Raw genomic sequence first — 16,626 nt, 5'->3', positions numbered from 1 at the left:
GAGGGTGAGGGGCGTCAGATGTCTGGTTCGAGGATATCGAGGTGCAGGCTCAGCCCGGCCCGTCCCCGGGCTCGGCGGTTGCGGGTCGCATCCGTGACGACGGCGGCGCGCAGCATCGCCGCCACCTCCGTGCCTGCGGCGTACCCGAAGCGCACCAGCGCGCGCACCCGGCCCTCGTCGCCGATGGATTCGGCGTCGCCGAGAGGCACCGGTCCGAGCACAGCGTCGGGAGGCAGCCCGATGGCGCCGACCGCTTCGAGCGCGGGGCGCACGACGGCCGGAAGACCGTCGAGCTGCGCGACGCGATACACCGGCGGCATCCGCAGCGGGGCGCGTGCCTCGAGCTCGGAGCGCGCGTATCCGGCCTGCGTCCAGGTCGCGAGAGCCCGCGCGACCGGACCGTCGACGCCGACCAGGTGGACGGGGGCTCCGGGGGCGGCAAGCGCGGCGGCGTTCGACCACCAGCGCAGGCAGGACTCCCCGATGCGCAGCTCCGGCGCCTGCAGCATGCGCGCGCCGTCCAGCAGCACGACCGCCCGGTATCCGCCATCCGCCACGGGCTCGGCGCCGCGCGTCGCGATGACCAGAGCCGGCCCCGCGGGCACGCGCTCGACGAGATGACTCCCGTCGGACACGATCACCTGCACACCGGGGAACGCACGCCCGAGCTCGTCGGCGGTGCGCTCGCTGCCCGAGGACGCCAGGCGCACCTGCGTGGCCTCGCACGCAGGGCACCGCCAGCCGTTCGCGGACCGGCCGCACCATCCGCACACCGGCACGGCGCCGCGGCGGCGGGCGCCGAGCGGGCCGCCGCAGTGCGTGCAGCGCGCGGGCGCGCGGCACTGCCCGCACACCAGCGAGGGCGCGAACCCGGGGCGTGCGACCTGCACGAGGACCGGCCCGTCCGCAGCGGCTTCCCGCGCGGCGAGGAATGCGCTGGACGGCATCCGCTGGCCACCCTGCTCCAGCTCCTGCGGAGGGCTCAGCACGACGCGCGGAGAGGAGCGACGCACCGCACGCACCTCGGCCATCCAGCCCCCGTGCACGAGGCGTTCGACGTCGGTGGTGCGGGAGTGCCCCGCGAACAGCAGGGCGCCGCCCTCCTGCTCCTGACGGACCAGAGCAGCATCCCTCGCGTGCACGTACGGCGTGAGCGGCTCGGAGAGCAGCGGGTCGCCGTCGTCCCAGATCACGACGACGCCCGCGGCCACCGGTGCGTAGACGGCGGAGCGGTTGCCGACGACCACGCAGGGCGCGTCGGCGAGCGTGCGCAGGAACGCACGGTACCGGTCGGGGTTCGTCTGCCTGGCGTCATGACGCACGACCGCCTCGTCCGGCAGCATCTCGGCGAGGGCTTCGAGGAGCCTGTCCTCGTCGCGCTTGTCCGGTACGACGAGGATCGCCGAGCGGCCGGATGCCAGAACAGTCGTGGCGACGGCGGCGAGCAGCCTCGCCGAGTGCGGCAGCGATCCCTCCATCTCGGCGATGGTCTCGACGGCTGCCCTGCCGCCCTCCTCGAGCACCCTGCCGAGCCCTGCGTACCGCGCGAGAACCTGCTCGGCGCGCTGGAGCGCGGCGGGCGCGACCTCGGGAGCAGGGACATCGGCGTCCCACGCCTTCTCGACGCGCACCTGCCGCTTGGGTATCGCCAGCCGCAGGATGTCGGAGGCCGCCCCCGCAGCCCTGTCGGCGGCGCGCCGCGCCAGCCGGTGCAGCCGCGCGGGCAGCACCACGACCGGTGAGACCACGCTCTCGACCTCGGCGAGGGCGCGCGAGGGGTCCTCTTCGACCGCGAGTTCGACGACGTACCCGTCGACGACCCGGCCCGCCGTGCGCAGCGGTACCTTCACCCGGACCCCGGCGGGCACCTCGCCGAGCTCCTGCGGCAGCGCGTAGTCGAACAGCCGGTCGAGCTGCGGCAGCGGGGAATCGATCAGGACCCGTGCGATGCGCCGTCCTTCGACAGGCTCAGGAACCGAGGACAGGGTGCACCTCAGAGGCCGGCGGCGCGCCGCAGATCTTCGGCGCGGTTCGTGCGCTCCCAGGTGAACTCCGGCAGTTCGCGCCCGAAGTGCCCGTAGGCGGCGGTCTGCGCGTAGATCGGGCGCAGCAGGTCGAGCTCCTCGATGATCGCCTGCGGACGCAGGTCGAACACCTCGCTGACGGCGCGCGTGATGACCTCGTCCGAGACGCTGCCGGTGCCGAAGGTCTCGACGTACAGACCGACCGGATGCGCCACGCCGATCGCATACGCGACCTGCACCTCGATGCGGTCGGCGAGGCCGGCGGCCACGGCGTTCTTCGCCACCCAGCGCATCGCGTACGCGGCAGAGCGGTCGACCTTGGAGGGGTCCTTGCCGCTGAAGGCGCCGCCGCCGTGCCTGGCTGCGCCGCCGTACGTGTCGATGATGATCTTGCGGCCGGTGAGTCCGGCGTCGCCCTTCGGACCTCCGATGACGAACGGGCCGGCCGGGTTGATGTAGTACTTCAGGTCGGTCGCGAGGTCGAGGCCGGTCTGCGCCAGCACCGGGTCGATGACGTGCTCGCGCACCTGGGCCTTCAGCTCGTCCTGCGTGACACCGGGCAGATGCTGCGTCGAGAGCACCACCGCGTCGACGGTCTTCGGGGTGAAGCCCTCGTACCCCAGGGTGACCTGGGTCTTGCCGTCGGGGCGCAGGAAGGGCAGTTCGCCGGAGCGGCGGACCTCGGCGAGGCGCTCGGCGATCCGGTGCGCGGTCCAGGCCGCCATCGGCATGAGCTGCGGGGTCTCGTTGGTGGCGAAGCCGAACATGATGCCCTGGTCGCCGGCGCCGAGGGCGTCGCGAGGGTCGGCCGATCCGCCGTCGCGGCTCTCGGCGGCCTCGTCGACGCCGTGGGCGATGTCGGAGGACTGCTCGCCGACCGAGACGCTGACACCGCACGACGAGCCGTCGAAACCCGTGTCGCTCGAGGTGTAGCCGATGCCGTTGACCACGTCGCGGACGATGGTCGGGATGTCGACGTACCCCTCGGTGCGGATCTCACCCGCGACGTGTACGAGTCCTGTGGTGACCAGTGTCTCCACCGCGACGCGAGAATCGCGATCGACCGCCAGGAGGCCGTCGAGGATGCTGTCCGAGATCTGGTCGCAGATCTTGTCGGGGTGTCCCTCGGTGACGGATTCGGACGTGAAAAGGCGCAGCGCGCTCATCGATGCTCCAACGGTTCGGCGGACTCGGCCAGTATGCAGGGAGCCGCCGACACCCCACGACGGGATGCCGGCGGCTCTCCAGTCAGCTCACTCGGCGTGACGGATGCGGAGCTTGTCCTCGTTGATCTCGTGCAGAGCGATCGTGAGGGGCTTGTCCTCGACGGACGAGTCGACCAGCGGGCCGACGTTGTCGAACAGGTTCCCCTCGTGCAGGTCGGAGTAGTAGTCGTTGATCTGACGCGCGCGCTTGGACGCGTAGATGACCAGCTCGTACTTGGAGTCGACACGATCCAGCAGATTGTCGATGGGGGGATCGATGATGCCCTGGTTGTTACCGGCCACAGTGGGACCTCCTGATCAGGCGACGATGTCGTGGATGCGACGTGTCGCGAAGTTGATGGGCGGGCGCGCTCAAGCACTCAGCGCGCGAATGCCGTGGTCAAGTCTACGACCTCCTGCGCCGCGGTGGCGACGTCCTCGTTCACGACGCGGTAATCGAACTCGTTCTGGGCGGCGAGTTCGGCCTTCGCCGTGCGCAGCCGGCGCGCCCGCTCCTCGGCGTCCTCCGTGCCGCGGCCGATGAGCCGGTTGACCAGTTCGTCCCACGAGGGAGGCAGCAGGAAGACCAGCGTCGCAGACGGTTCGGCGGCCCGCACCTGCCTGGCGCCCTGCAGATCGATCTCGAGCAGCACCGTCCGGCCTTCGCCCAGTGCGGCGTCCACGGGGCCGCGCGGCGTGCCGTACCGGTACTTGTTGTGCACGGTGGCGTGCTCGAGCAGTTCGTCCTCGGCGATCAGCCGGTCGAACTCGGCGTCGTCGACGAAGTAGTAGTGCACGCCGTCGACCTCGCCGGGTCGCGGCGACCTCGTGGTCGCCGACACCGAGAGGTGGATCTGCGGGTGGTGAGCGCGGATGTGCGCGGCGACGGTGCCCTTGCCGACGGCGGTGGGCCCGGCGAGCACGAGCAGCCGGCTGCGACCGGACCGCGGTGTGTGCGGCGGGAACCGTCCGTCCAGCCAGTTCGTGAGGTCGGCGATCTGACGCACACCGAGACCGCCGAGGCGCTTGACCGGTGCGATGTGCAGGTCGTGCAGCACCTGATCGCGCTTGCCCGCACCGATCGCGGGCAGGGCGATCAGGAAGTCCGTGATCCGCAGCGAACCGGCGACGGATGCCGCATCGGCCGACGCCCGTCGGAGCACCTCCTGCGGCGTCACGACGCGCATGGCGAGATCGCGCTTCAGCGAGGCGCGAGCCCGGCGTCGCTCGACGGCGCGGCGGGCGGCCGCGCTCCGATCGACCTCGGGCATCGAACGGGTCTCAGGCACCCAGCACCTCCTGGTAGCGTCGCGCGGTCTCCTCCATTCTGACAGCGATTCCGTCCGGCCCCGCACTCAGGATGCTGCGGCTCTCGCTCGCGAGCACATTGCGCGCGAGCGGGCCGAATCGTGCGGGCAGATCCTCCGGCGTGGCGCCCTGTGCCCCGAAACCGGGTGCGAGCACCGGCACCGCACGCAGCAGTTCATCGTCGAGGCCGAACGCCGCTCGGTCGACGGTCGCCCCGATCACGAGACCGATCGGTCCGAGGGAGTCGCCGGCGTCGCCGGCGGTCGCCTGGCGGGCGACCAAGGCAGCCACCCTGGTGCCGTCCAGGTTCGTCGCCGACTGCAGCGTCGCCGCCTCGGGGTTGCTGGTCGCGGAGAGCACGAAGACGCCCTTACCTGTGCTGCGCGCCCGCTCGAGCACGGCATCGAGGGCGCCGACTCCCAGATAGGGGCTCAGCGTCACGGCATCCGACTCCAGCGGCGACCCCGCCTCGAGCCAGGCATCCGCGTAGCCCTCGTTCGTCGAACCGATGTCGCCGCGCTTCGCGTCGGCGAGGATCAGCAGCCCGGCAGCTCTGGCGGCGGTGATCACGTCTTCCAGCGCGGCGAAGCCGCGAGAGCCGAAGCGCTCGAAGAACGAGACCTGCGGCTTCAGCACGCCGACCCGGCCCGCCGCGGCATCCACCACGCGCAGGCCGAACTCGCGCACGCCGTCGGCGTCCTGCCCGAGCCCCCACGCGTCGAGCAGCGACGCGTGGGGTCGATGCCGACGCAGAGCGGTCCGTGCTCGTCGAGCGCCGTCCGCAGCCGGACGCCGAATGGCTTGTCGTTCATGCGTTTCGTCTCGCTTCAGCTCGCGGGGCGACCGGAGGTGTTCCGGTCGAGCTCGTACTCCTGCAGGCTGCGGACCTCGAAGCCGTCACCGGTCGCGTCCAGCCCGCTCACCGCGGCGCCCAGGGTGGCGATGGTGGTGAACAGCGCCTTGTCGGCGGCGACCGCCGCCGCCCGGATCTCGTACCCGTCCGCCCGTGCCGCTCCCCCGTCGGGGACGTTCACGACGATGTCCACCGCACCCTCGTTGATGAGGTCCACGATGTTCGTCGCTCCGGACTCCTGCGACTCGCCGTACTTCTGCACCACGTCGACCGGGATGCCGTTGCGGGACAGGATCTCGCCGGTGCCCTCGGTCGCGAGGATGCGGAAGCCCAGCTGGCTGAGCCGGTGGGCGGGCAGGATCACCGCGCGCTTGTCCGAGTCGGCGACCGAGATGAACACGGTGCCCGAGGTCGGAGTTCCGCCGTAGGCTGCTGCCTGGCTTTTCGCGAACGCGGTCGGGAAGTCCTTGTCGATGCCCATCACCTCACCCGTGGAGCGCATCTCCGGGCCGAGCACGGAGTCGACCGTGCGCCCGTCCTTGGTGCGGAACCGCTTGAACGGCAGCACCGCCTCCTTGACCGCTACCGGCGCGTCCATCGGAATGCGGGAGCCGTCCTGCTCGGGCAGCAGCCCCTCCGTGCGAAGCTCGGCGATCGTGGCCCCGGCCATGATCCGGCTGGCGGCCTTCGCGAGCTGGATGCCGAGCGCCTTCGAGACGAAAGGCACCGTACGGCTGGCACGCGGGTTGGCCTCGATCACGTAGAGCACACCGGCGCTGACGGCGAACTGCACGTTGAGCAGTCCGCGCACGCCCACGCCCTCGGCGATCGCCAGCGTCGCGGCACGCACCCGGTCGATCTCGGTGCGCCCCAGCGAGATGGGCGGCAGGGTGCAGCTCGAATCACCGGAGTGGATGCCGGCCTCCTCGAGGTGCTCCATGACGCCGCCGATGAAGAGCTCGGTGCCGTCGTACAGAGCGTCGACATCGATCTCGATCGCGTCGTCGAGGAAGCGATCGACCAGCAGCGGCTTGCCCTCCTCGATGATCACCTCGCCGGCGGTGCGCACGAAGTAGTCGCGCAGCGCCTCGGTGCTGTACACGATCTCCATGCCGCGCCCGCCCAGCACGAAGCTCGGACGCACCAGCACCGGATAGCCGATCTCCTCTGCGACGCGCACGGCGCCCTCGACATCGATCGCCGTGCCGTTGCGCGGTGCGACGAGCCCGGCGCGATCGAGCAGCTGCGAGAACAGCTCGCGCTCCTCGGCGAGGTCGATCGCCGCCGGGCTGGTTCCGAGCACCGTGTATCCGGCCGCCTCGATGCCCTTCGCCAGGCCCAGCGGAGTCTGCCCGCCGAGCTGGCAGACCACACCGAGGATGCGGCCGCTCGCCGCCTCCGCGTCGAGGACCTCGAGCACGTCCTCCAGCGTCAGCGGCTCGAAGTACAGCCGGTCGGAGGTGTCGTAGTCGGTCGACACGGTCTCGGGGTTGCAGTTGACCATGACGGTCTCGTACCCGGCATCCGACAGCGCGAACGAGGCGTGCACGCAGGAGTAGTCGAACTCGACGCCCTGGCCGATGCGGTTCGGGCCGGAGCCGATGATGACGACCTTCGTGCGCTCCGACGGCGCCACCTCGGTCTCGAAGTCGTAGCTCGAGTAGTGGTAAGGCGTCAGCGCGGGGAACTCACCGGCGCAGGTGTCCACCGTCTTGTACACCGGCCGGATGCCGAGTCCGTGGCGGACTCCGCGCACCTCCTGCTCGGTGATGCCGCGCAGCTCCGCGAGCTGCGCATCCGAGAAGCCGTGCTCCTTGGCGTGGCGGATCGTGTCCGCATCGAGCTCGGCGGCCGTGCGCACCGTCTCGGCGACCTCGTTGATGAGCACGATCTGGTCGAGGAACCAGGGGTCGATGGCCGTCGCGTCGAAGGCCTGCTCGACGGTCGCGCCCTTGCGCAGCGCCTGCTGCAGCGTCACGATCCGGCCGTCCGTCGGAGTCCTCGAGATCTCCAGGAGCTCGTCGGCGCTGCGGGACTCGGCGCCCCAGTGGAAGCTCGATCCGCGCTTCTCGAGAGAGCGCAGCGCCTTCTGCAGCGCGGTCGCGTAGTTGCGGCCGATCGCCATCGCCTCGCCCACCGACTTCATGGTCGTGGTGAGGGTCGGGTCGGCGGCCGGGAACTTCTCGAAGGCGAACCGGGGCACCTTGACCACGACGTAGTCGAGGGTGGGCTCGAAGCTCGCCGGGGTGACTCCGGTGATGTCGTTCGGGATCTCGTCGAGACGGTAGCCGAGTGCGAGCTTCGCGGCCAGCTTCGCGATCGGGAAGCCGGTGGCCTTCGAGGCCAGCGCGCTGGAGCGCGAGACGCGCGGGTTCATCTCGATGACGATGATGCGCCCGTTCGCCGGGTCCACCGCGAACTGGATGTTGCAGCCGCCGGTGTCGACACCGACCGCGCGGATGATGTCGATGCCGATGTCGCGCATGTTCTGGTACTCGCGGTCCGTGAGCGTGAGCGCCGGGGCCACCGTGATCGAGTCGCCGGTGTGCACGCCCACCGGGTCGACGTTCTCGATGGAGCAGACCACGACCGTGTTGTCGGCCGTGTCTCGCATGAGCTCGAGTTCGTACTCCTTCCAGCCGAGGATCGACTCCTCCAGGAGCACCTCGTTCGTGGGCGAGTCGTGCAGGCCTGCGCCACCGATGCGCCGAAGGTCCTCCTCGTCGTAGGCGAAGCCGGAGCCGAGGCCGCCCATGGTGAAGCTCGGGCGCACCACCAGCGGGTATCCGAGCTTCTCGGCGCCGGCGAGGAGCTCGTCCATCGTGTGGCAGATCACCGAGTCCGCGACATCCGCTCCGGCGTCCAGGACGAGCTGCTTGAAGATCTGGCGGTCCTCGCCCTTCTCGATCGCATCGACCTTCGCGCCGATGAGCTCGACTCCGTACTTCTCGAGGATGCCCTGGTGGTGCAGCGCCATGGCCGCGTTCAGGGCGGTCTGACCGCCCAGGGTCGGCAGGATCGCGTCCGGCTTCTCCTTGGCGATGATCGTCTCGATGACCTCGGGGGTGATCGGCTCGATGTAGGTCGCATCGGCGAAGTCGGGGTCGGTCATGATCGTCGCCGGGTTCGAGTTGACCAGGATGACGCGCACGCCCTCCTCGCGCAGCACACGGCAGGCCTGGGTGCCGGAGTAGTCGAACTCGCAGGCCTGACCGATCACGATCGGGCCGGAGCCGATCACGAGGACGGACTGGATGTCGTCGCGCTTGGGCATTACTTGGTGCCTTCCTGAGTGGGTCCCTGTCCTTCGACTGGCTCAGGAACCGATTCCCTGTTCGCGACGACCAGGTCGCGGAAGCGGTCGAAGAGGTAGTTGGCGTCGTGCGGCCCGGCCGCCGCCTCGGGGTGGTACTGCACCGAGAACGCCGGGATGTCGAGAGCCTTGAGGCCTTCGACCACCTGGTCGTTCAGGCCGATGTGGCTGACCTCGACCTGGCCGTAGCCGTTCGGGCTGTCGAACGAGCCCTCCAGCGGCGCCTCGACGGCGAACCCGTGGTTGTGCGCCGTGATCTCGACGCGGCCCGTGGCCTTGTCCAGCACCGGCTGGTTGATGCCGCGGTGGCCGAAGGTGAGCTTGTAGGTGCCCAGGCCGAGCGCCCTGCCGAACAGCTGGTTGCCGAAGCAGATGCCGAAGTACGGCAGCTTCGCGTCGAGAACCTCGCGCAGCACGCCCACCTGGCCGTCGGAAGCGGCGGGGTCGCCGGGGCCGTTCGAGTAGAACACGGCGACGGGATCGATCGCCATGATCTGCTCGAACGTCGACGACTGCGGCAGCACGTGCACGTCGAATCCGCGTGCGGCGAGGTTGTCGAGGGTGGCCTGCTTGACGCCGAGGTCGAGTACGGCGAGGTTGCCGATGCGCTCCCCCACGGCCGGCGTGATCTGCGTCTCGGTGACGGAGACCGCCGCAGACAGGTTCTGTCCGGCCATCTCGGGCGCCTCGGTGACGCGGCGCAGCTGCTCGTCGGCGTCGAGCGCCGCGTCGGCGCCCGAGAAGATCCCGCCGCGCATGGAGCCCGCGGAGCGGATGTGCCGGGTGATCGCCCGGGTGTCGACGCCGCTGACGCCGACGATGCCGTCGCGGACGAGCACATCGTCGAGCGAGGAGTCCGCACGCCAGTTCGAGACCACGCGCGAAGGGTCGCGCACGATGTAGCCGGCGACCCAGATTCGCCGGGATTCGGGGTCCTCGTCGTTCATACCGGTGTTGCCGATGTGCGGCGCGGTCTGCAGCACGATCTGGCCGGCGTAGGACGGGTCGGTGAGGGTCTCCTGGTAGCCGGACATGCCGGTGGCGAAGACGACCTCGCCGAGGGTGGTGCCGCGGGCGCCGTAGGCGCGCCCGGGGAAGCGGGAGCCGTCCTCCAGGACGAGGACGGCGCGATCGGTGTTCAGAGCGGTCCCTGAGCTTGTCGAATGGGTCATGCGGATGCTCCTGTCTCCGGTGCGGCGCACAGGCGCTGCAGCTCGGCGAGGACGTGCTGCGGGCCGCTGTTCGCGACGCGCAGGAAGGAATCGAGAAGGGTGCCGGTGGATTCGCGCCAGACGACGCGGATGAGTCCGTTCGGTTCGACCACACGGTCGATGGCGACTGTGGCGAGATCGGCGGTGACGATCAGCGAAGAGGCGAGGAACACCGTCGGCGCTCCGTCCAGGCTCAGTGCCACGCCGCGGTCGGTGAGCACCAGCTCGCCGCGCGCCCGGTACTCCAGGGGCTTGAGCGCGACACGCTCCAGGGGCTGGTCGTGCCGGGTCGTGGCGACGTAGAGCACCTCCGCACGTTCCGTCACCTCGGCGTGCTCCGGCACGCCGAGTGGTGCGGTGAGATCCGAGTCTCGTCGGAGTCGTCGTCGCCAGGCGAACAGCATCGCGCCGACCACGACGACCGCGAGCAGGACGACCAGCAGGACGGCGAGATCGCGGGTCACGCGCCCAGCTCTTCCACGAGAACACCGTCCGCGACGGTCGTGCGGCCGCCGTGGATCGTCCAGCGCACCTGACCTGGCAGGTCGCGGCCGAGGTAGGGCGAGTTGCGGCTGCGACCATGCAGGTCGGCCTCGGTGAACACCCCGGCCACCCGCGGGTCGTAGAGCGTGACGTGGGCGGGCGCGCCCGCCTCGAGCGCCCCGAAGCCCTCCAGGCGACCGATCGCGGCGGGCGCCTGGCTCATCACCCGGGCCACGCCGGCCCAGTCCAGCAGACCGGTCTCGACCATCGACTGGTGCACGACGCGCAGGGCGCTCTCCAGGCCGACCATGCCGTTGGCCGCCGCCTGCCACTCGCAGGCCTTGTTCTCGGACGGGTGCGGAGCGTGGTCCGTGGCGACGATGTCGATCGTGCCGTCGGCGAGGCCCTCGCGCACGGCCAGAACATCCTCCTCGCGGCGCAGTGGCGGATTGACCTTGTACCGCGCGTCGTAACCGCGGACCAGCTCGTCGGTCAGCAGCAGATGGTGCGGGGTGACCTCGGCCGTGACGGCCACGCCGCGCTTCTTGGCCCAGCGGATCAGATCGACGGAGCCGGCGGTGGACAGGTGGCAGACGTGCAGTCGCGAGCCGACATGCTCGGCAAGCAGCACGTCGCGGGCGATGATCGACTCCTCGGCGACTGCGGGCCAGCCGGCCAGGCCGAGCTCGGCCGAGACGGTGCCCTCGTTCATCTGGGCGCCCTCGGTGAGGCGCGGATCCTGGGCGTGCTGGGCGATGACGCCGTCGAACGACTTCACGTACTCCAGGGCGCGGCGCATGATCAGCGGGTCCCAGACGCAGAAGCCGTCGTCGCTGAAGACGCGGACCTTCGCGCGGGACGAGGCCATCGCGCCGAGCTCAGCGAGGCGGTCGCCCTTCTGCCCGACGGTCACTGCGCCGATCGGCTGCACGGTGGCGTAGCCGGCCGCCTCGCCGAGCGCGAGCTCCTGCTCGACGACGCCGGCGGTGTCGGCGACCGGCGACGTGTTCGGCATCGCGAACACCGCGGTGAATCCTCCCGCAGCCGCGGCCCGGGTTCCGGTGAGCACGGTCTCGGAGGCCTCGAAGCCCGGCTCGCGCAGGTGCGTGTGCAGGTCGACCAGGCCGGGCAGGGCGATCAGCCCGGCCGCGTCGACGACGCGGGCGCCGGCGCGGCTCAGACCGCTGCCGATCTCGGCGATGCGGCCGTCCTCGATCACGATGTCCGCGGTCTTCGCGCCGTTCAGCGCGGCGCCGGTGATGACGATGGTCTCGGTCACCGTGCTGCTCCCCTGTCGTTCTCGGTGCTGTCTCCGTCGCGCTCCCCCGCCAGCAGCAGGTACAGCACGGCCATCCTGATCGAGACGCCGTTGGCGACCTGCTCGAGCACGGTCGAGCCGGCCGAGTCCGCCGCCTCGCTGGAGATCTCGAGCCCTCGGTTCATCGGCCCGGGATGCATCACGATGCTGGTCTCCGGAAGCCCGGCGACGCGTACCGCGTCGAGGCCCCACAGCCGGGTGTACTCGCGCTCGTTCGGGAAGAACGCCGCGTGCATGCGCTCCATCTGGATCCGCAGCATCATCACCGCATCCGGTCCCTCGGCAAGAGCCTCGTCGAGGTCGTAGCGAACCGCCACCGGCCACAGCGAGACGTTCTGCGGAATGAGGGTCGGCGGGGTGACCAGGGTCACGCGCGCCCCGAGTGTCGTCAGCAGCCACACGTTCGAGCGCGCGACGCGCGAGTGCAGCACGTCGCCGACGATGACGATGCGCAGGCCGCTGAGGTCGCGTCCGCGGCTGTCGGCCCCGAACTGGCGCTTGCGGATGGTGAAGGCGTCGAGCAGCGCCTGCGTCGGATGCTCGTGCATGCCGTCGCCGGCGTTCACGACGCCGGCCGAGATCCAGCCGCTGGTGGCGAGCGTCTGCGGGGCGCCGGAGGCGGAGTGCCTGACGACGACCGCGTCGGCGCCCATCGCCTGCAGGGTCTGCGCGGTGTCCTTCAGGCTCTCGCCCTTCGAGACGCTGGACCCCTTGGCGGCGAAGTTGATCACATCGGCGGAGAGGCGCTTCGCGGCGGCCTCGAACGAGATGCGCGTGCGGGTGGAGTCCTCGAAGAAGAGGTTGACCACGGTCTTGCCGAGCAGGGTCGGCAGCTTCTTGACCTGGCGGGACTGGGTATCGGCCATGTCCTCGGCGACGTCGAGGATCCGCAGGGCGGTCTCGCGATCGAGTGTGCGGGTGTCGAGCAGATGCCTCATGCTTCGATCGTCACCTCATCGGTGCCGTCCAGCTCGCGCAGGTGCACGTTGACGCGCTCCTGCCGGGAGGACGGGATGTTCTTGCCGACGAAGTCGGGCCGGATGGGGACCTCGCGGTGGCCGCGGTCGACGAGGATGGCCAGCCGGATGACCGCGGGACGGCCGATCGACTGGATCGCATCGAGGGCCGCACGGATGCTGCGGCCGGAGAAGAGCACGTCATCGACCAGGACCACGGTCTTGCCGTCGATGCCCTCGTCGGGGATCTCGGTGCGCTTCGGCGTGCGGGTCGGATGCTTCGCCAGGTCATCGCGGAACAGCGTGACGTCCAGCGACCCGACCAGGATGTCGGCACCGGCGATCTCGGAGATGATCGGTCCGAGCCGGTCTGCGAGAGTGACGCCGCGGGTCGGGATGCCCAGCAGGACCAGACCGTCCGCTCCTCGATTGGACTCGAGGATCTCATGGGCGATGCGCGTCAGAGCGCGCGCGATATCGGCTTCTTGCAGCACAGAGCGTGCGGCCATCCGCCTCTCCCTTCTCCGCCTCACAGGACGGGCTTAAAGGATGGGTGATGGCTCCATTCTAACGACTCGGACCGCTCGCCGTTGGTATACCAATGACCGCGACGCTGCGCGCGCGGGCGGCCGATGCGAGCCTCGCGTCTAAGGTCGCGAGCGTCGCTTCGTGGGCGATCGCCGTTGCCAGCACATAGGCGTCGGGAAGCTTCAGTCGGGTCTCTGCTCGCAGGCGTGCGACGTTCAACGGTTCGTCGGGCAGCGGTTCGTGTCTTTCGATGCCAAGCCTGGTGAGATCGGTGAGCGCGGCCTGTTCCTCGGAACGGCGAACTGGCCAGACGAGCGTCTCTGCGAGAGTCGCGGGATGCAGTACGAGGTCGTCTTCCGTGTCGAGCACTTCGAACGCGGCGTCGGCGTGTGCGTCGTCGGTGCTCCAGTACGCGACGAGGATGTTCGCGTCGAGGACGATCATTCCGGCCAGTCCTTGCGCAGCTCCTCCAGGTAACCGGACGGGTACTGGAACTTGCCGCGGGTCTCTTCGAGCACCTTCCGTCTCTCCGCACGGCGTGCGGCGCGCTTTGCCGCAAGACCCTCCGTGCCCATCTCCGCCAGGCGCGCGACAAGCTCGGACCGGGATGCGCCCGGCCACTCCTTCGCCGCCAGCTCGAGCCCCGCGGCGAGCTCCGGCGTCTGCGTCACCTGGATCCGCGGCAGTGTGGTCGCCATGGGTCGAGTGTACCGCCCTGGCCGCAAGTGGTACAGGGCCGCAGCGTGAGCCACACGCTCGCGCACGAGACACCCACTCGGCGCACGAGCCACCCGCTCCGCCACGGCGCTGCTGCGCAGAAGGGTCATCTCATGTGTGAACGGGTGGCTCGCGGCCGCGCCGTAGGATGCAGGACGTGCACCCGCGTATCGAGCCCTTCGAAACGGGCCGCCTTCGTCGCCCCGACGGCGCCGAACTGCACTGGGAGCTCTCCGGAGACCCCGGTGGCGGGCCGGCGTTGTACCTGCACGGGTTGGCACTCTGATGAACGCGCCGCACCGCCTCACTCTCCTCCGGCACGCGATGCCGGAGGTCGACGCCGACGGCATCGCCGGATGCCTGGCACCTCAGCGCCGAGGGTGCCGCTGCGGCATCCGCCTTGCTCCTCGACGGTTCAGCGGTCTCGAGCCCCGAGTTGAAGGCGCTGCAGACCACGGCGCTTGCGACCCGGGTGCCGGCCGCCGCGGTCGCAGTGGACGCCCGCTTCCGCGAAGTCGATCGCGAGGAGCAGGTGCACGACGACTTCCGCTCGGCGCGTCGCGCCTGGGTCGCCGGGCGGCTGGACGAGCGGCACGCGGGCTGGGAGAAGCCGGATGCCGTCGCGCAGCGCTTTCACGAAGGGCTGCTCGCGCACCCCGCCGAGCACCTCGTCGTCGGAACCCACGGCATGGCCTTGACGGCCTGGATGACCGCGCAGGGTCTGATCGAGTCGGGCGATGCCGCGGTCGAGTTCTGGGAGTCGCTGCGGTTCCCCGACGTCGTGGAGCTCGACCTCCCGCTCCCCCGAGTACGCGCGGTCCTCACGGATGGTCAGGGGCGGATAGTGCTCATCCGTCGCACCAGGTTGGGGCGGCCACCGACAGGCTGAGCGAGATCCTGCCGAGACTTCGAGTTCCGCCTGAGACCCGCGTCCTGGACGTGGGTCTCATGCGGGACTCGGGGTCTCGGGCAGAATCCCACCGTCCGCCTCAGTCCACCGCGGGATTGATCCGCTGGAACATCAGGAAGTCAGCAGCCGGATGCCGGTGTCGGCACCGCTCATCCGGCGCGGAGCGCCTCCTCGGTGAGCGGGCAGTGCTCGGAGCGGATCTCGTGCCCGGCCGTGGTCAGGCACTTGCCGGTCTTGAGGTCCCACTTCCAGTCGTGCATCGAGCAGGTGAGCACGCCGTCCTCGATCTTGCCCGTGCGGGTGAGGTCAGCGCGCAGGTGCGGGCAGCGGCGCTGCACGACCCAGTCGCCGATCTGGGCGTCCTCGGTCTGGTCGGTCTGCTCGGAGTACCAGTTCTCGACGTACTCGATGCGGTCGACGGAGAGGCACTTCAGGAACGTGGTGAGGAACTCATTGAACTTGCCGCTGCGGCCCACCGAGAACTGCATCGACAGGAAGATCGAGTTCGACCAGTCGATCTCCTGGTCGCGGATGTTCGTCGACACCAAGTCGGCGGGGATCGTGTACCAGTAGATGCACTCCTCGCCGGCGTACTCGCGCACCTTGGCGCGCGGGAAGTCGACGACCATGTCGAGGTCGCCGATCCGGAAGCGGACGTTGCCGCCGACGCCGTTGCGGATGGTGCGCGACTTCTTCAGCAGCGGCTCCCACCAGGCCTTCAGTTCGGCGAGGATCTCCTCCGCGGAGAGCGCCGGAGCGCGGCGGGCCTCCTCGTCGCGGATCTCCTGCTGACGCGACGCGCGCTGCTCCTCGAGGTAGTCCCACTTCTCGTCGAAGATGTGCGCGATCTCGGCCTCCGAGTAGAGGCTCTGCGTCACCGTCAGCTCGCCGTGGTTCATGTCGACCACCGTGCCGGGGATGAACAGCTGCCCGTCGTACTGCGGCGCGAGCTCCTTCAGGTGCGCGAGGAACTCCTTCTGATCGGTGAAGATCGAGTCGTCGTTCTGCCCGGTGCCGTTGTACTGGAACAGCTCGTCGCGCAGGAACATCGGCGGACCGGCCATCGGGAAGACGTGCGGGGCATCCACCTTCTCGATGTAGTACATCGCGCGCTTGTTCTGGGCATCGCGCTTGAGCTTCGCGAAGTTCTGCTTGGCGTCCTGCGGCAGGTCGTAGACCATCGGCCACCAGATCGCCCCGGAGACCTGCGTGAAGTAGGCCTCGGGCTTGCCGAAGCTCAGCAGCTTCTCCAAGTCGAGCGGATGCGAGTCGTTCTGGTTCAGGATCGATGCGGTGCCGTCGTCCACGCTCAGTGAGGAGTCGCCGATGGGGCCGTCGCTGGGGGCGCGCAGGGGCGTGATCATGATCTTCAGGTCACCGCGCTCGATCACCCCGCCGGCCGGCGCGTAGGTGATGTTGTCGTAGCCGAGCGCCCGGATGTCGACCTCGAGGTCGTCGGTGACGTACTCGGGCAGCAGCACCTCGATGTCCTTGCGGATGTACTTCTCGAGCAGTCGCGGGTCGAAGTGATCCCGGTGCCGGTGCGAGATGTACAGGAAGTCGGCCTTCTTGCCGATCTCCGCCCAGTCCAGGCCCCTGTTGTCGGGGAACGGGAACCACGAGCCGTAGAACGAGGGCCCGAGCACGGGGTCGCAGATGATGTTCCCGCCGACCGTCTCGATGAGCATTCCGGCGTGGCCGAGTCCCGTGATCCGCATGTCTCTCCTCCAGCTTGGACCCGTCGATTCTACCGGCGCGCACTTCTGAGGCAGCAGAGACCGGCCGTGGCTATCCGGACCG

15 protein-coding genes and 1 pseudogene are annotated in these 16,626 nt (G+C 69.8%); 2 read left to right on the top strand and 14 right to left on the bottom strand.

The genetic code is table 11. The features are described 5' to 3' along the window. Positions 1–14: 14 nt before the first annotated feature. The 13 genes and pseudogenes from L2X99_RS05350 to L2X99_RS05290 form a co-directional block, all read right to left on the bottom strand. Positions 15–1,985: a primosomal protein N' gene (locus L2X99_RS05350; protein WP_236135909.1), complete on the bottom strand. Its 1,971-nt coding sequence runs from the start codon at positions 1,983–1,985 to the stop codon at positions 15–17. An 8-nt stretch (positions 1,986–1,993) separates the two neighbouring features. Further along, entirely contained in the window at positions 1,994–3,190 is a 1,197-nt protein-coding gene (metK, locus tag L2X99_RS05345; protein ID WP_236124681.1) for a methionine adenosyltransferase, read from the bottom strand. Between the two features lie 87 nt (positions 3,191–3,277). After that, the gene (gene rpoZ, locus L2X99_RS05340) at positions 3,278–3,532 is read right to left on the bottom strand and encodes a DNA-directed RNA polymerase subunit omega (RefSeq protein ID WP_116242108.1); all 255 of its coding nucleotides are present in this window, start codon (positions 3,530–3,532) and stop codon (positions 3,278–3,280) included. 77 nt (positions 3,533–3,609) lie between these two features. Beyond that, entirely contained in the window at positions 3,610–4,500 is an 891-nt protein-coding gene (gene gmk / locus L2X99_RS05335) for a guanylate kinase (protein WP_442923514.1), read from the bottom strand. Between the two features lie 10 nt (positions 4,501–4,510). Continuing rightward, a pseudogene (gene pyrF / locus L2X99_RS05330) lies at positions 4,511–5,349 on the bottom strand (orotidine-5'-phosphate decarboxylase). A 15-nt stretch (positions 5,350–5,364) separates the two neighbouring features. After that, positions 5,365–8,664 (bottom strand): carbamoyl-phosphate synthase large subunit, encoded by a 3,300-nt coding sequence (gene carB / locus L2X99_RS05325; RefSeq protein WP_236124683.1) that lies wholly within the window; start codon positions 8,662–8,664, stop codon positions 5,365–5,367. Continuing rightward, positions 8,664–9,875: a glutamine-hydrolyzing carbamoyl-phosphate synthase small subunit gene (gene carA / locus L2X99_RS05320; protein ID WP_236124684.1), complete on the bottom strand. Its 1,212-nt coding sequence runs from the start codon at positions 9,873–9,875 to the stop codon at positions 8,664–8,666. Before carA ends, carB begins: the two co-directional genes overlap by 1 nt. After that, on the bottom strand, positions 9,872–10,378 hold the full coding sequence (locus tag L2X99_RS05315; RefSeq protein ID WP_236124685.1) for a PH-like domain-containing protein: 507 nt from the start codon (positions 10,376–10,378) through the stop codon (positions 9,872–9,874). Before L2X99_RS05315 ends, carA begins: the two co-directional genes overlap by 4 nt. Further along, positions 10,375–11,676 carry a dihydroorotase gene (locus L2X99_RS05310; protein ID WP_236124686.1) on the bottom strand — a complete coding sequence of 434 codons (1,302 nt, stop codon included), beginning with the start codon at positions 11,674–11,676 and terminating at the stop codon, positions 10,375–10,377. Before L2X99_RS05310 ends, L2X99_RS05315 begins: the two co-directional genes overlap by 4 nt. Continuing rightward, complete coding sequence (locus L2X99_RS05305) at positions 11,673–12,653, bottom strand: aspartate carbamoyltransferase catalytic subunit (protein WP_236135723.1); 981 nt, start codon at positions 12,651–12,653, stop codon at positions 11,673–11,675. Before L2X99_RS05305 ends, L2X99_RS05310 begins: the two co-directional genes overlap by 4 nt. Beyond that, positions 12,650–13,180: a bifunctional pyr operon transcriptional regulator/uracil phosphoribosyltransferase PyrR gene (pyrR, locus tag L2X99_RS05300; RefSeq protein WP_236124689.1), complete on the bottom strand. Its 531-nt coding sequence runs from the start codon at positions 13,178–13,180 to the stop codon at positions 12,650–12,652. The genes L2X99_RS05305 and pyrR overlap by 4 nt, the downstream gene beginning before the upstream one ends. A 58-nt stretch (positions 13,181–13,238) precedes the next feature. Continuing rightward, complete coding sequence (locus L2X99_RS05295; protein ID WP_236124691.1) at positions 13,239–13,643, bottom strand: type II toxin-antitoxin system VapC family toxin; 405 nt, start codon at positions 13,641–13,643, stop codon at positions 13,239–13,241. Further along, the gene (locus L2X99_RS05290; protein WP_236124692.1) at positions 13,640–13,897 is read right to left on the bottom strand and encodes a hypothetical protein; all 258 of its coding nucleotides are present in this window, start codon (positions 13,895–13,897) and stop codon (positions 13,640–13,642) included. Before L2X99_RS05290 ends, L2X99_RS05295 begins: the two co-directional genes overlap by 4 nt. Positions 13,898–14,073: 176 nt before the next feature. Here L2X99_RS05290 and L2X99_RS17820 point away from each other — a divergent pair, with 176 nt between their 5' ends. Beyond that, positions 14,074–14,202: a hypothetical protein gene (locus L2X99_RS17820; protein WP_268928552.1), complete on the top strand. Its 129-nt coding sequence runs from the start codon at positions 14,074–14,076 to the stop codon at positions 14,200–14,202. Positions 14,203–14,316: 114 nt separating this feature from the next. Then, positions 14,317–14,805 carry a histidine phosphatase family protein gene (locus L2X99_RS05285; protein ID WP_236124694.1) on the top strand — a complete coding sequence of 163 codons (489 nt, stop codon included), beginning with the start codon at positions 14,317–14,319 and terminating at the stop codon, positions 14,803–14,805. 170 nt (positions 14,806–14,975) lie between these two features. On the opposite strand, the gene L2X99_RS05280 is transcribed toward L2X99_RS05285, so the two are convergent. Further along, complete coding sequence (locus L2X99_RS05280) at positions 14,976–16,544, bottom strand: Rieske 2Fe-2S domain-containing protein (RefSeq protein ID WP_236124695.1); 1,569 nt, start codon at positions 16,542–16,544, stop codon at positions 14,976–14,978. Positions 16,545–16,626 lie beyond the last annotated feature (82 nt).

Origin of the sequence: Microbacterium sp. KUDC0406 (assembly GCF_021582875.1) — a bacterium.
Classification (GTDB): Bacteria; Actinomycetota; Actinomycetes; order Actinomycetales; family Microbacteriaceae; genus Microbacterium.
The sequence above is the reverse complement of the archived record's forward strand: the minus strand, read 5'-3'. Positions and strand labels throughout refer to the sequence as shown.

Coding starts and splice junctions, on each gene's coding strand:
- L2X99_RS05280 (WP_236124695.1), bottom strand. CDS start 16,544: ATGCGGATCACGGGACTCGGCCACGCCGGAATGCTCATCGAGACGGTC.
- carB (WP_236124683.1), bottom strand. CDS start 8,664: ATGCCCAAGCGCGACGACATCCAGTCCGTCCTCGTGATCGGCTCCGGC.
- pyrR (WP_236124689.1), bottom strand. CDS start 13,180: ATGGCCGCACGCTCTGTGCTGCAAGAAGCCGATATCGCGCGCGCTCTG.
- carA (WP_236124684.1), bottom strand. CDS start 9,875: ATGACCCATTCGACAAGCTCAGGGACCGCTCTGAACACCGATCGCGCC.
- L2X99_RS05290 (WP_236124692.1), bottom strand. CDS start 13,897: ATGGCGACCACACTGCCGCGGATCCAGGTGACGCAGACGCCGGAGCTC.
- L2X99_RS05295 (WP_236124691.1), bottom strand. CDS start 13,643: ATGATCGTCCTCGACGCGAACATCCTCGTCGCGTACTGGAGCACCGAC.
- metK (WP_236124681.1), bottom strand. CDS start 3,190: ATGAGCGCGCTGCGCCTTTTCACGTCCGAATCCGTCACCGAGGGACAC.
- gmk (WP_442923514.1), bottom strand. CDS start 4,500: ATGCCCGAGGTCGATCGGAGCGCGGCCGCCCGCCGCGCCGTCGAGCGA.
- L2X99_RS05305 (WP_236135723.1), bottom strand. CDS start 12,653: ATGAGGCATCTGCTCGACACCCGCACACTCGATCGCGAGACCGCCCTG.